We start from the raw sequence: 14,922 nt of genomic DNA, 5'->3' as shown, positions 1-14,922 counted from the left end.
AAGGGTGACTAAGTAACGGCAAAGGCTTTGCCTAAGAGTACTGATATGGGTAATAAAATGACAATGAAAATGGCAACGTTCAATGCTCCAAAGGCAGCTGCCCAGGCCGCATTCATTAAAATTAAGGCAATAACCCCAGCTTTTACAGCTTTGCCAATGTGTTTGCTCATTGGAGCCTGGATGGCGATTAACAAGGGAGTAAAGATCATCAGGGTAAAGGGCACTATAAAAATAAGTGAAGGTAGCAGGTTGCTTCTCGTTTGGGCCACTACTAAAATTGCAGCAATAACAACGACATACATTATTGCAGCATAATAAAGCGTTTTTTTATGGCCTCCATGTACTTCCCCTCTGCTGATCATGGTGATCGCTGCGATATAAATGATGGGAACAATGGCTAAAAACCACCAATGTTGTATTTCTGAAGGTATAATGCTGATACCCAGTAACAAATTTAAACCACGGCACAGTCCCATGTTTAATGGTCCGAAAATAGCATTGTGCTTCAGGAATCTGTTATAAATCAGACAGCAAACCATGATGGCCACAGCCAGGTATTGAGAATTTGCGTTGTAAAGTCCTGCACTAAAAATACCGATAAAGAAAAATATGCCGCCAAAGATTGTTGCGGCTTTTTTAGATACCAATCCGCTTGGAATTGGGCGTTCCGGACGTTCAATCTTGTCCAGTTCTGCATCAAAAACATCATTTAAAATAATCCCGCCACTGTAAAGGCCAATGGTTGATATACATAAGAGAATTACAGGGAGTAAAGAAATCTGCAAGCCAGTGTTTAAGCCTGTGTTTTCGGATGCTACCTGGAAAAAATAACCTGCAATGGCCATACCGGCCAGTACATCGGCGACAGCTGTAACCACATTGGCCGGGCGCATAAGCCTCAGGTAACCTAATAGTTTGTTCATGATATGTTTAGGAGATGATGATTGAATTTTTGTCTATTCTTGGTTGTTGGCCACCACGTAAAATGGAATTGCTGGCAAACTTCTGGCTTTGATCAATATTTTTAACGGCAGTAAAGTCATTCTCATCAATCTGTCCACTTTGCGCGAAGGCGGTAATGGCGTTGCGATAAGTAACCAATTCAATATCTGCTAAACTGATGCCCGATCTTTTCATTAAAGCCGCAGTTTTAGGAATGGCTAAAGGATCGCTGATACCCCAGTCGGCCGCAGAGTTGATCATGATTCTTTCCGAACCATATTGTTTAACCACTTCTACCATGCGCTCATTGCCCATTTTTGTAAAGGGGTAAATGGTAAATGCTGCCCAGAAGCCTCTGTCGAGCACCTCTTTTACTGTTTCCTCGTTGTTATGATCCACGATAACCATATGCGGAGCTAAGCCTTGCTCAATAGCAATATCCATGCTCCTTTGTGTACCTTTTTTCTTATCGCGGTGTGGCGTGTGAATCTGTACCGGTAGTCCGGCTTCCAGCCCCAGGTTCAATTGTAAGCGGTAATATTTTTCTTCTGCTGCGGTCTGGTCGTCAAAGCCAATTTCGCCAATACCCACTACACCTTCTTTAAAAATAAACTGCGGTAAAATCTCCATCACTTGCTCGGCCAGCTTTTCGTTGTTCGCTTCGCGGGAGTTTAAACCGATGGTGCAATAGTGTTTAATACCGAATTGCGAAGATCTGAATCTTTCCCAGCCAATGAGGCTACTGTAATAATCCGTAAAGCTGTCTACACCTGTACGTGGTTGTCCGAGCCAAAAGGCCGGTTCTATCAGCGCTACAATACCTGCATCAGCCATGGCCTGGTAGTCGTCCGTAGTGCGGGATGTCATATGTATATGCGGATCAAAAAACTTCATTCCGCTTATATCGTTCAGATCAAGGGTAGTTTGTATCTTTTCTCCCTTATTTCTTTCCTCGAAATTCTCATTACAGCACATAGTTCATTGTTTTATTTTGTGGTTTCAGTTTGTTGTGTCAATTGATAAATCTCCGGCGCTACCGTTCTGTGTGCAGCGAGTCGCTCCTGTATATAATCCTGTAACGTTTCAGTAAGTGCAGCATTGGCCCTTTCATAGAGTCCGTAGATTTTATTCACTTCCTTTTCTGTGAAAAAAGCTTTTAGCACCAGTTGGTTCCATGAAGGTTCAGAGAGGAATTTTGCAGGATAAGGGTTATCGTACATAATGGCTTCCAATACCGTTCCGATATTACTTCTTATACCTTCTTCGCACCTTGAAATCCATTCTTCAGGATAAAAATAAAGCGGAAGGGCCGAGTATAAGGCAATTTGCTCATTCATTTCTGCTGCGGCAAATAATCCGTTAATTTTTTTAATATAGGTTTCTTTGTTGTCTGGGGGCAGTTGCATTAAAAGCCATACCCTTGATAGCTTGTCAGTGGTCCAGTCGTGGATCACGAAACCGGGTAACAGGTCATTAATCTGCTGCACTTCCTCATCAAGGACGTTTATGCTTTTTTTTGAGGCAATGCGTGGAAGATGAGCAAAGCACAGCTGTAGTTGAACTGATTTATCTTCGGCAACAATCAGCGTGATTTTATGCTGGATCCATTCTATTGCTGCTGTGTTGAGGTTCTTTTTAAGAATGTTCCAAAGCAGTTGGTTAAGTTTTTTTAAGTCCTGAATATCTATTAAAGGCATGATGATCTCCTGGTTAACAAGCTAAGAAATAGTTTATGGCCAACGCTCCGCTAATGATCAGCAGGCCGAAAAACTCTCTGGTTTTTTCTATATAAGGTTTTGTAGCCTGCATGCTTTCAACAAGACTCGGGGTTTTATACTGAACGATCCAGTCGCGCACCCCATCTTTAGCAAAAAACAAAAACGTAGCATAAACCAGGTAGAAAGATATGGCTACCAGGTATACTGTAGGGTAAAAAAGTTTAAATATGGCAAATCCACAACAAATGGATGCAATCATATAAATGGGCACCCAAAGCCAGGAATCGCCGTCATTTAGGTTTACATATGCGAATAAAATAAAGGCAATGCAAAAAATGGAATTTAAAATACTGAGGAGCATAGTAATGAAGTTTATATTTGTGTGTGTGTTTGTTAAATACAAATAAACAGATTATTAAACCGATTTAAAAAGATCGCGACGTATTTTAGAATTTTATTGATTATATTAAAAATTGCAGGTGGAGAACGAAATCAATGTCCCGACACATGATTACACTATAGAGAACTTTAACATTTCGGCATTATCCATATCAGATATACTTAAACATAATAAGATTGGTACGGATACCGGGGCTAAGGGTTTTTATGATCTTTCGCCTGCAGAAATTGCGGTAAACTTTGCTGTTTTTGCGGAGACGACTGTTTCTATGGACAGTAGGGTGGTAACGGTTACCCAAACTACCGATCGCGTAATGTTGTCATGTACCTGCTCCACGGCTATTAAAGGATTATGTGAATACCAGGCCAAGGTGCTGTATAACATCATGAACAGGCAGCCGCTTCGTTTGTTTTTCGATGCACCCTTGCGCCTGAAAAAGCTGAAGGAGTTTGCAGTGGATTATGGGTTAGAAAATGAGGGTCGACTGGATGATCATTTTCAAATGGATTATGTGAAAGGAAACCTGGAGATCAGCCCGAAGGTAAAAGCACTGTTCCCGATTAATAAAAAAACGAAGCTCGAACTTGGTGAGGCCTTATTGCCAGCGAAAGACGGGCTTATACCTGTATCAGCTGGCTTAATCAAAAAGGACGCTAAAACGATAGTCGTGTTTAGTCAGCATCGTTTTTACAGTCATTTAACCATTTTTTTATATGAGGGTTTGCCGGGGAAGGATGGTAAGATTAAGAATCCATTAAAAATTGTAGACCCCTCGGATTTGATTTGGGTAGCTGAAAATGGCAGCGAGCTGAAATTCCTGAACGGTATACTGAAATTCCAGAATAATTATAATGCAGAGGCTTCTGAATCTGATCTGGAAGCGTTAAAGGCGCTGGCAAGAAATCCACTAGGTTTGGATGTATATATGCACGATAGCAAGGTGTCGGCCAATATATCTGCCAGTTCAATAACGCCTATAAAACTAAAGATACTAGGTATAGATCTGATCTTGTCAGTTAATGAAAAGGGTGATTTTTACGAGGTCTCCGGGAGATTGATGTTGGAAGATCAATCGCTGGTTATCGAGGACCTGATAATTAGGCATCGCTATTTTATCCAGATAGATCGGAACCTTTACCTGATTGATAACCCTGATTTTTTAAGGGTAATTGATTTCTTTAAGAAGAATTATGGTAAGATGATGATCCATAAGACAAAGTTTGATGAGTTTTATGAAAGCATCCTTTCCAAACTGGAAGAAAAGGTTAAAATCAATTATTCGTATTTAAAGCCTGCAACGAAAACGCAGATTGAAGAAAAGGGCTATGATCTGGAGAATGAGTTGATCATTTATTTATCCGAGTCGGAAGATTTTGTGCTCATCACCCCTGTAATGCGCTACAGCAACACCGAAATCCCTGTGCTATCCAGAAAGCAGATCATTGGGAAGGATAAATACGGCAATTCGTTTAAACTGCGCAGAGATGATGAGGAAGAATTACAGTTCATCGCTAATATTACCAAGCAACATCCTTTTTTTGAAGAGCAGATGGATGGGGATATGAAGATGGATTGCTTTTATATGCACCGTAAGCATTTTCTGGATATAGGATGGTTTTTAGATGCCTTTGAAGCCTGGCGCAGTAAAGGGATTACTATTATGGGCTTCAATAAACTGAACAATAATAACCTGAGTCAGTATAAGGCTGATATTTCTATTAAGGTGATCAGTGGTATAGACTGGTTTGAAACGGTTGCAAAAGTTGAGTACAATGGTGAGGCTATCTCTTTAAAACATTTGCATAAGTCGATAAGGAATAAGAGCAAGTTTATAAAGCTTGATGATGGGACGATGGGGATTTTACCGGACGAGTGGGTAGAGAAATTTACCAGTTATTTTAGTGCCGGAGAAGTGGTTGAGGATAGCATCCATACCCATAAGATCAATTACAATATGATTGCCGAGCTGTATGAAGAACAGCTTTTTGATGAATCGGTAAAAGACCAGCTGGCCATATATCGGGGTAAGTTATCCGGACCGGAAGGGATTACACCGGTAAAAATACCCGACACTTTAAATGCCGAATTGCGGGGTTATCAGCAGGATGGGGTGAATTGGCTTAACTTTCTGGATGATTTTAATTTTGGCGCTTGTCTGGCTGATGATATGGGATTGGGAAAAACCATACAGATCATTGCCTTTATACTTAGCCAAAGGGAGAAATCGGCCCATAATACCAATCTGATTGTTGTTCCTGCCTCGCTGATTTTTAACTGGCAGGCGGAGGTGGCCAAATTTGCTCCTTCTATAAAAATTCGTACCATTTATGGTGCCGACCGGGTGAAAGACATCCACGAATTTGATCAGTACGAGATTATTCTTACTTCTTATGGAACCTTATTGGCTGATATCCGCTTTTTAAAAGTCTATCGGTTTAACTATGTATTTTTAGATGAGTCGCAAACCATTAAAAACCCGGATTCGCAGCGGTATAAGTCTGTAAGGTTGCTGCAATCACGGAATAAAGTAGTTATAACAGGTACACCGATAGAGAACAATACTTTTGATTTATATGGACAACTGTCATTTGCCTGCCCTGGCTTATTGGGCACCAAGCAGCAGTTTAAAGAATTGTACTCTGTGCCTATTGATCAGTTTAAAGAAAGTAAGCGTGCGAAGGAATTGCAGCAAAGGATTAGTCCTTTTATTCTGCGCAGAACCAAAGAGCAGGTAGCCAAAGAGCTTCCTGATAAAACTGAAATGGTGATCTATTGTGAGATGGGTACTGAACAGCGGGAGGTTTACGAAGCTGCGGTGCAGGATATTAAAGATTATATAGAGGGTGTTGCTGAAGATGAGTTGCAAAAAAGCAGCATGCATATTTTACAGGGTATTACCCGACTGCGACAAATCTGTAATTCTGCAGCATTGTTAAAGGACGATAAGTTTTATGGCAATGCATCTTCTAAGATGGAGACCTTGCTGGAGCAGATAGAAAGTAAATCACCAAATCATAAGATCCTTGTTTTCTCGCAGTTTGTGGGGATGCTTGATCTGATCAGGAAGGAGTTACATGAAAGGGGAATAGCTCATGAGTACCTGACGGGACAAACACGAAACAGGGCTGGAGCAGTAGCATCCTTTCAGGATAACCCCGAAGTACGCGTATTCCTGATCAGCTTAAAGGCTGGTGGGGTTGGGCTGAACTTAACCCGTGCCGATTACGTTTATATTGTTGATCCGTGGTGGAATCCTGCGGTGGAAAATCAAGCCATCGATCGTACCTACCGCATTGGGCAGGAAAAAAATGTGGTGGCAGTAAGGTTAATTTGTCCGGATACAATTGAAGACAAGATCATGAAACTACAAAACACGAAGCGGGATTTGGTAGATGATCTGATCAAAACGGAAACTTCCATTTATAAGAGCCTTTCTAAAAAAGATTTGCTGGGTTTGTTTTAAGGTGCTAAGCTGTTGAGCTATCGTATGAAATCTGAGAAGTAACGGATGTAATAATGACCAAAATCCAAGATTTGTATAAATAAAAAAAGCTGCACGTAAATATTACTTGCAGCTCTTCTTTAAATTCTGGTAATTATTCTTCAATCACATAGCTGCTTTTTTGTGTAAACGTGCGGTTAAACATATCCGTTGTTTTTACTTCAATTGTGTGCTCTCCAATGGGTAGTTTGGTAGATATAGGGCCTTTCCAGAGGTGTGTGCTTTTTGCCGGGTTTGATGGACGGCGGGCTTTTTTTGTTTTATCCGCTATGGTTTTCCATGTTGCTACTTCGGCAACATAAAAGGGATCAAATTCCATGCTTTGTACCAGGTTTTTCCACTCGCTGTCATTTATCCGATATTGTACTTTGTCATTTTTTGTACCTGTGTAAAAATTCACATAGACATAGGCTAGCGTATCACTATTCTTTTTTAGTTTTTCGGGTGCGGTAATTCTCATTTGCTCTGCAGCATCTTTACCTGCAACTTTATAATCGATTACATATTGATTCCCCTTAAAATGAATAAACCCATAGCCTTTAGGTGTTCCATCTCGCATAGTAGAAACGGGTGTCCCGTTTTTGTCGCTAAGGCCGGAGTAAAAATCGCCCGAAGCGGTTCCGATATTAAAATGATGGTGTGGTTTATCCTGCAACCATTCTGTACCTTTCATATAGAAATCCTGACGCTGCATATGGGTATGGGCAGAAATGGAAAGTGTATTTGGAAAATCTTTAATGGCATTGAATAGTCTTTTTCTGGTGGCTGAACTGAAGAGGAATTCAGGCTCACTCATGGGAATATGCATGGTCATTACAATCAGGTAGTCCTTAGGAACATATTTCAGGTCATTCTCTACAAAATTTAGCTGGTCGTCTCTTAAACCTCCGTAATAGCCATGTCCATCACGCGGGTCAGGATATAGTACATCATCCAACACAATGAAATGTACTTTTCCATAATTGAAAGCATAGGTAGTGGGGCCAAAATGGGCCTCAAAAGATTCATCAGATAAAGAATCAGTAGGAGCATCCGCATTAAGATCGTGATTGCCCATCATGTTGTACCATGGGATCCCTACACGTTTTACTGCGGTAGTATAAGCAGGGAACAGATCAAGTTTATCGCCTACTTCATCGCCCATGCTGATACCAACCGATACATCTTTAATACCTTCTACTTCTGTAATTACATCGCGTACAAAGTAATCTACCTGCTCCTGGTTATATACCTGCGGGTCGCCAAAGATCAATGCGGTATAGTTGTCCTTTTCTGTTGATGGCTTTAAGGCAAAATCGATTGATTTAGGTAGAGGGCCTGTAGGTGATATTCCTTTGTATTTTAATATTGGTGAGCCTTGTGGCTTATGGATGTAATAATATTGCGGTAGGTTATCTGCGTTTAATGGCACTTTGTAGCCACTTGGTTTAATCACACTGATGATGTTGTCGTTGCCAACCGGAAGCTGGTAAAAACCTTTGTTGTCACTAAGGACAACTTGCTGTCCATTAGTTACGGAGACATTAGCGATGCCTTTTTCTGTTTTATCTCTTTTGCCATTTCCGTTTGCATCGGCAAATACGTAACCGGAGGCGGTGGTTTGGGCGTGTATGTATGTAGAAGCCATTAAAGTAATGGCCAGTAAACCTGGTTTTTTCATTTGATGTGTTTTTTATGAAAAAACCCACCATAAATCATTAGTTCATGATGGGTTTTATTGTTTTTAACAGCTATTTTTATTTTGCGTATTTGTAAACTGCTGTTCTGCTGTTACTTGTAATGCTTGCTACAATGTAAACTGTGCCATCCAAAGCTATTTGCATATCAAATTCATTTACTTTTTCTTTGATCACTCTTCTTTCAGAATTCCAGTTATTTGTGGAAGAATTGAAAGTTTTTACTATAACAGAAGAAGAAGTTGCGTAGGCAAAATAGAGTGTGCCGTCCGAATCTGTGGCAATTGCAAACTTATCTTTTTCACTTCCCACGGGTGCAGGAGCACCTAGTTCCTGCCATGCAGAAATAGATTTGTTAAACTTCATTACATGAACTAATCTTCCTGATGATGGTGCTACTCCATAAGCCAGATAAGCCTGGCCAGTTTTATCGACTGCGACACTTACCATTTGGAAACCGACCATAAGGTCAGGTGCAGTGAATGAAGTCGGACCTACCGCGGACCAGACATTATTGTTGTTCACATACAATGATGGCTTATTGGTTCCGGTACTTCTATCCATTAAACCTATGTAAATCTTGTTGTCCAGGCCTCTAATGATCTGGTTGTAGAATATGGGAATTCCTCCCGGAGGTGTAATGTTGCTCCATGTTGAGTTGACGTAATTCATCGTATATAAACCCCTTGCCGGAACACCCGATTGATCGGTGCCATTTTTTGCCATTGATATAATAGGAGTGTCATTGGCGGTCATTGCCAGAGATAGGTAATCCACTTTTATTGGGGTAAACCGACTTGATCCAACAACTGTCCAGCTTGCACCATTATATTTTAATACCGTTGCTTTCTGCTCATTATTCATGTAATCCTTATAGGCTACAAAGGGTGTTCCTTCCTGGTCAAAAGCAATTCCAGGAACATCTGCTCTAAATTCAGAGATACCAGTTGAGGGGCCGATGTTCTTCCAGTCCGTGCCGTTGTAACCCATCACTGCCACCTTTTTCTTATCGTTTATTATGGCAATTCCGTCTTCATCTTTACCAATACGCTGATAAATGAAATAAGGATAGTTGTTAATTGGATTGATGGCCATCTTGATGCCAAAGGCTGTAGGGACAGTTAAATTGTCGCCTATTAGTACCCATTGACGACCGATAAATGAGATGCTAACTGTAAAGTCAAACGGGGCCGCTAAGCTTGCTTCAGTGAGTGTATAGAGTACCGGATCGGTAAAGTTATTGGCTGTTTTCCTATTTTCCTGTGTTACCGATCCTACCTTTAAAACCACACCAGCCGTAGTTTCAAACCGGGCAATGAGTGTATTTATATTTACAGTTTCAGGAACGGGTATGTTGATGTTTAGTCCTTTAATAATTCCATCGTAATCTGCCAATAGCCCCGGGTTATCTTCCGCATAAAATCCAAAGGATTTTATGGCTATTTTCTTTTCAATGCGAACTGAATAATTTCTTCTGCTTTTGTCTTCTGCTTTTACATTGTAGGATACCGGGTTAGTAAAGTCTTTTTCAGTAATACCTGATTCCTGCACTTCAGTGCCAACCTGTACAATTGTACGCGGGTTATCTATGGTAAAGCTGGCTTTCAGGTTCGTAACGTCAACTTCTGTTGGCAACTGCACTACAATCTCGTCGCCGGTGATTACACCAGGATATTCTTGATCTGGTTTATTTGCTTCTTTAACAACGAACTTAAAAGATTCAAATCCTTTGCCATACATTACCTGATCTTTTTTACAACCTGCACTTATGGTAACTACAATAAGTAGGAGTAGGAAGGTGATATTTTTAATAGTCTTCATAACAATTAGTTTAGTGTCTTAAAATTTTCTGGCAAGAGTACAGCTTTAATACCAGGGGTATCTATCAGATACTTTTTGGCGTATTCAGCAACCATGGCCGGAGTGATTTTATTGATCATGTTTTCGAAATCATTGAAATAGCTGTAGTCCTTAAAACCAAAGTAAAACTGGTTTCTTAGCGCCGAGCTCCAGAACAGGTTTTTATCTGCCTGCTTTTTGTACCCGTCAATTTGCTGTAGCTTGATATTGGTCAGATCGCTACTGAAATAAGTAGGGTCATCAGCTACCTTTTTAATTTCAATCTGCGCCTGTTTGATCAGGAATTCCGCAGATTCAGGTGCACAGCTGAAGGATATTCTTGCACGGATTAAAGGAGCAGGGATATTGGTTGATGAAACAGATACACCCACACCATATACGCCTGAATTTTCCTCGCGCAGGTTTAAGCGCAGCTTTACCTTCAATACCTCCTGTAGTAGTGTTTGCACCAGGATTCCCGGATAATCATAGGTCACCTTATTGCTCTGGTGAAAAAGATTTACTGTGCTTTTTGGTGCAGCGCCGGCATATACCAGGATGTCTTTTGCTGCATGGCCGGCTACAGGGCCATTATATTCAAACCGTTTGCTGTAATCGCCGGCAGGCAAGCCGCCAATATATTGTTCTATCAAAGGTTTAATGCTGTCTGGATTAAAGCCGCCGACAATTACAAACTGGAAGTCTTTTGCGGAGCCAAAACGGCTTTTAAAAACAGGAATAACGTCTTTTAACTGCGCTTCCTGGTTTAGTCGCTCTGCCGATACTTCAGACGCATAATCCTCATCGCCTTTTAACAGTTCGCCAATGGCTTTGTTGTAATCGTAATTTGGAGACAGCTTATTGTTTTCCAGTTTCTCTATTGTCTGACGTTTGACCTGCTCAAATGTAACAGGATCTGCATTTGGATACATCCATTTCAGGTACATTAACTGGAACATAGTTTTGGCATCTTTCCAATCTGCGCTGGTTACCACCCCTTCTCTTGTACTTGAAAGCACAAGCGTTGCTGATGCTGAATTTCCGGTAAGGAATTGCGTAAGGGCGCGGCGACTAAATGGTCCGGCACCACTTAAACCAGTTACAGGTTTTACAAACTGTGCCGTTGTATACTGTGCGGAATCAAGAGCATAAATGCCACCTTTCCTAAAGCCCGATAAAGAAATGTAATTCTTACGTTCAGCAGTAGGTTTCAGGTAAACAATGGTACCATTAGCCAAAGTCCATTTGGTAACGCCAATGGCCGAAATCATTTCTTCTTTAATCACTTTACCAGCTATTGGTTCCTGTGCCAATAACTTAGTCGGCATGGTAATCTGATCTGTCCAGGGATCAACTTGCGCTGAGGCAGCTTTGGCAAACATGGCCTTTAAAGCAGACTGGCTAGGTAAATTGACCTTATCCTTTTCAGGAGCAGTAAGCAGGATCACTGTATTGCCGGGTTTGTTTACCGACCTTAATAAATTCAATAAAGTAAGTGAATCAATCTGTGTGGCATATTTTAAAGCAAGTCTGTTGCGGTCTGCTTTTGCCAGCATGGTACTGCCATTGTAAAACACATCATGAATCTCGTTCATATAGGTTTCGCCAGCAGTTTTATCTTCTGCAGCTACCGAGCGTTTAATTGCAGCAATGTATTCATCTCTATATTTTTTTAACTCATCGTTGGTAAAGCCATAGCGGAAAATCCGCTGTGTTTCTGTTAAATATTGGGCAATCCCTTCCTTAACCTTGTCGTGGTATAAAGAAGCTCCACCTGAAACGATTCCATTTTTTAACACAATATTGCTGACAGAGAAACTACCTTCTTTGAAGTCGTTCTGTAATTGCGATATTCTGCTAAAACGGCTTTTAGCTAGTGCGTTAAAGAACGTTCTGGCCAGCTGCTCTTTGTAATCCTGCTCGGTTTTAATACCGCTGAATGATTTGATCTTGTTGAAAACGCTCAGCTCAATAGCATTGGCCTCTTTGTCTGTAAGGATCGAAAATAAAGTATCCCTGTGTTGAGGTAGTTCATAATAAAGTCTTGGTGCTTTACTTTTAGCCTTATACTGGTTAAACTCGTTTTTGATATAAGACTCAACTTTTTTAGGATCAATATCTGTTACAATGGCAATGGACATTAGATCCGGACGGTACCATTTCTCATAAAAATCAACAATGGTTTGGCGCTTAAAGTTTTTCAGGATATGGACTTTACCGATAGGCAAGCGCTCTGCATATCTCGATTTATTAAATAGTACTGGCAAGTACTGCTCTCTTAAGCGGTTTGCTGCACCTTGCTTACTGCGCCATTCTTCAATTACCACACCGCGTTCCTTATCTATTTCATGACTATCGAAAGTTACTCCAAATGCCCAGTCGGCCATAATGTCGATAGACTTCTCCAGATTTTTCTCATCCTTGGTATTGATACTGATCTTATAAACCGTTTCATCAAAACTGGTGTGTGCATTCAGGTCGGCACCGAACTTTACACCTTTGGATTCCAGGAATTCAATCACATCATTTTTTGAATAATGTTTAGTTCCATTAAAAGCCATGTGTTCAATAAAGTGGGCCAAACCCAACTGATTAGGTTCTTCCTGTAAAGAGCCCGCATTTAAAAACAGCCTTAGTACCGAGTTGCCTGGCGTTTTATTGTTTTTATAAATGTAATAGGTAAAGCCATTTTTTAGCTTGCCTGTTACCAGGTTAGGGTCTTGGCGTAATTGCTGGGCATAAGTGCTAGAACTTAAAAGTCCCAGTCCGGCCAGCAATAACGCCATTAAATTCATCTTCTTCCTCATCCTTGCCCTTATTTCTTGGTGATTACCAGTTGTTTTTGAAGCTTATCCGGTCCAGGAAGACCCATTGTAAAGTTTTTACTATTACTAATCAAACGGATGGTAATGGTATTGTCCTTTGTTGGATCAAGTACAGACTCTTTCCATGCAATTCTAATTGGTCTTTCAAAAATTCCCTGTGGAAAATTAAGGCTTGTTCCGGTTGTAAGTAATTTAAAGTCACGGTCATCTTGTAAGCCGTCACCAATTTTAACTTCATACTGTACATCGATAGGCTCAAACTGTAGTTGTGCGCTTAGATAAACCTTATAGTCAACAGTATCCTTACGGTTAGCCAATACTTCAACCTCCGCTTTATTGTCAATCATGATGTGAAAGAAAGGGTTGTCATAGGCCGTAGTCTCTTTTTTACAGGACGATATAATCAGGATGGCTGGAAGAACGGTTATTGTCAAGAGATATGTTATTTTGTGTCTCATTTTTATCAGTATTTATTGTTTTTAAAGCTTATGAAGCTATCATGAGCATACTCTTGCTGTTTGTTAGCAGTATCCTCATGGTGTTTCATAAATCAATAATTAATTAAAACCAGGGTTTTGAATCATACCCTTGTTGGCCTCTACTTCTTTGGTTGGAATTGGCAAAACAAATTTGTCATTGGGGTAAGTAAGGCCGCATATATTGGAATTACAATCGCCACCTCTAAGGAGGTTTTCCTTACGCCTTATGGTATCAAAAAAACGATGGTTTTCAAAACAAAGCTCACGATTTCTCTCGTCTGCAATTTGCTTGTATAGGTCGCTACTTGAAGTATAAGTAATGGTAATAGTTCTGCCTGGATGTGCTCTATTAGAAATAATGCTCAGATCTTCTGCTGCTTCTGTATATCGCTGCAAATTCCATTTTGCCTCGGCACGATTTAAGTAAACTTCTGATAAACGGATAATTTGTATGAGCGGAGGGGGTACTGTAGTTACGGTACCATTGCCATACTTAGTTGTTAAAGATTTTCCAGCGTTTAATCCTGAAGCAGGTACCGTAAACATTTGAGCTGACCTGATGTCATCACTGTCATATAGCGATTTCACTTTTGCTGAAGCACTATATTGAGCTCCGGCAGCATCAGAAAATACAACGTAAACAGAGGTTGAAGAATTGTTGTGCCTAACATTAGTCAGTTGAAAAATATTTTCAATTTTAGGATTGGCGTTAGCCGACTGAGTAGTTAAAAACATCGATTTGTAATTGTTGGCGTTTGCAAGCTGGTAACCATTGTCGGCAATTACCTGATTTGCCGTTGCAATACATTGTGCCCAGTCGCCTTTGTACAAATAGACTCTTGAAAGCAAAGCCAATGCAGCATGGTAGCTAATCGCCGCCTGAGTAGTATGGTTAACATTTTGTTGTAGTAAAGGCAAAGCATTATTCAGGTCCAGAATAATTTGATCATAGGTTTCTTTCATTGTTTTCCTGGAAATCTGTTGACCCGGACTTGGCGTTTTTAGCAATACCGGAATACCTAAATGCGAGGCGTCGGAAGTATAATTATAAGGTTGGGCATAAACCCTGCTTAAGTCGAAATGGCATAACGCCCGCATCGCCAATGCTTGTCCGTTGATAGAATCGAGCGTTTTTACTTGATTAGGGAACTTTGTTTTTAGTGTTGGGACGGCCTCCAGTAGATTGTTTACGTTGTTTAAGGTTTCGTAAATGTTTAGCCAAATGTGTCCAACTGCCAGCTCATCATCACTTACGGTGCTTTGAAAATTAAACTGTGGCAGCATTACTGAGGCGCTGGTTCTGCTAATCAAGTTATCGGAAGTGACGTCGGCATACATGCCAAATTCATTACTGTAATAATTTAATAAAGAATAGTAGCAGCCGTTGATGGCCAGTTTAGCGCCATCAACAGTTTCGAACAAGGTATTTTTTCCTGTTTGGCCAATGGGTTCTTTTTCAAGGAATTTTTTGCAGGAAATCAATGTGCTGCACACTATGGCTACAAAGACGATGGTATAGCTGAATTTTTTCATCTCAATTT

10 protein-coding genes are annotated in these 14,922 nt (G+C 40.5%); 1 reads left to right on the top strand and 9 read right to left on the bottom strand.

All coding sequences use genetic code 11. The annotated features are described in order from the left end of the window. Positions 1–8: 8 nt before the first annotated feature. The 4 genes from eboC to B9A18_RS05455 are packed head-to-tail and all read right to left on the bottom strand — an operon-like array spanning position 9 to position 3,021. Positions 9–923, bottom strand: coding sequence for a UbiA-like protein EboC (gene eboC / locus B9A18_RS05470; RefSeq protein ID WP_084287905.1), 915 nt, complete (start codon positions 921–923; stop codon positions 9–11). Between the two features lie 7 nt (positions 924–930). Further along, on the bottom strand, positions 931–1,917 hold the full coding sequence (locus B9A18_RS05465; RefSeq protein ID WP_084287902.1) for a TatD family hydrolase: 987 nt from the start codon (positions 1,915–1,917) through the stop codon (positions 931–933). Positions 1,918–1,928: 11 nt separating this feature from the next. After that, complete coding sequence (locus tag B9A18_RS05460) at positions 1,929–2,639, bottom strand: EboA domain-containing protein (protein WP_084287899.1); 711 nt, start codon at positions 2,637–2,639, stop codon at positions 1,929–1,931. A 13-nt stretch (positions 2,640–2,652) separates the two neighbouring features. After that, positions 2,653–3,021: a transmembrane 220 family protein gene (locus B9A18_RS05455; RefSeq protein WP_084287897.1), complete on the bottom strand. Its 369-nt coding sequence runs from the start codon at positions 3,019–3,021 to the stop codon at positions 2,653–2,655. A 118-nt stretch (positions 3,022–3,139) separates the two neighbouring features. On the opposite strand from B9A18_RS05455, the gene B9A18_RS05450 reads away from it, so the two are divergent. Further along, complete coding sequence (locus B9A18_RS05450; protein ID WP_235005241.1) at positions 3,140–6,523, top strand: DEAD/DEAH box helicase; 3,384 nt, start codon at positions 3,140–3,142, stop codon at positions 6,521–6,523. 133 nt (positions 6,524–6,656) lie between these two features. Here B9A18_RS05450 and B9A18_RS05445 read toward each other — a convergent pair whose 3' ends face one another. The 5 genes from B9A18_RS05445 to B9A18_RS05425 form a co-directional block, all read right to left on the bottom strand. Then, complete coding sequence (locus tag B9A18_RS05445) at positions 6,657–8,222, bottom strand: calcineurin-like phosphoesterase C-terminal domain-containing protein (protein ID WP_084287892.1); 1,566 nt, start codon at positions 8,220–8,222, stop codon at positions 6,657–6,659. A 76-nt stretch (positions 8,223–8,298) separates the two neighbouring features. Further along, on the bottom strand, positions 8,299–10,059 hold the full coding sequence (locus B9A18_RS05440; RefSeq protein WP_084287889.1) for a hypothetical protein: 1,761 nt from the start codon (positions 10,057–10,059) through the stop codon (positions 8,299–8,301). Between the two features lie 5 nt (positions 10,060–10,064). Then, complete coding sequence (locus B9A18_RS05435; RefSeq protein ID WP_235005240.1) at positions 10,065–12,884, bottom strand: M16 family metallopeptidase; 2,820 nt, start codon at positions 12,882–12,884, stop codon at positions 10,065–10,067. A gap of 8 nt (positions 12,885–12,892) precedes the next feature. Continuing rightward, positions 12,893–13,360 carry a hypothetical protein gene (locus tag B9A18_RS05430; RefSeq protein WP_084287886.1) on the bottom strand — a complete coding sequence of 156 codons (468 nt, stop codon included), beginning with the start codon at positions 13,358–13,360 and terminating at the stop codon, positions 12,893–12,895. A 99-nt stretch (positions 13,361–13,459) separates the two neighbouring features. Beyond that, positions 13,460–14,914: a RagB/SusD family nutrient uptake outer membrane protein gene (locus tag B9A18_RS05425; RefSeq protein ID WP_159452609.1), complete on the bottom strand. Its 1,455-nt coding sequence runs from the start codon at positions 14,912–14,914 to the stop codon at positions 13,460–13,462. Between the last annotated feature and the right edge of the window lie 8 nt (positions 14,915–14,922).

Origin of the sequence: Pedobacter nyackensis, assembly GCF_900176505.1 — a bacterium.
Classification (GTDB): Bacteria; Bacteroidota; Bacteroidia; order Sphingobacteriales; family Sphingobacteriaceae; genus Pedobacter; species Pedobacter nyackensis.
The sequence above is the reverse complement of the archived record's forward strand: the minus strand, read 5'-3'. Positions and strand labels throughout refer to the sequence as shown.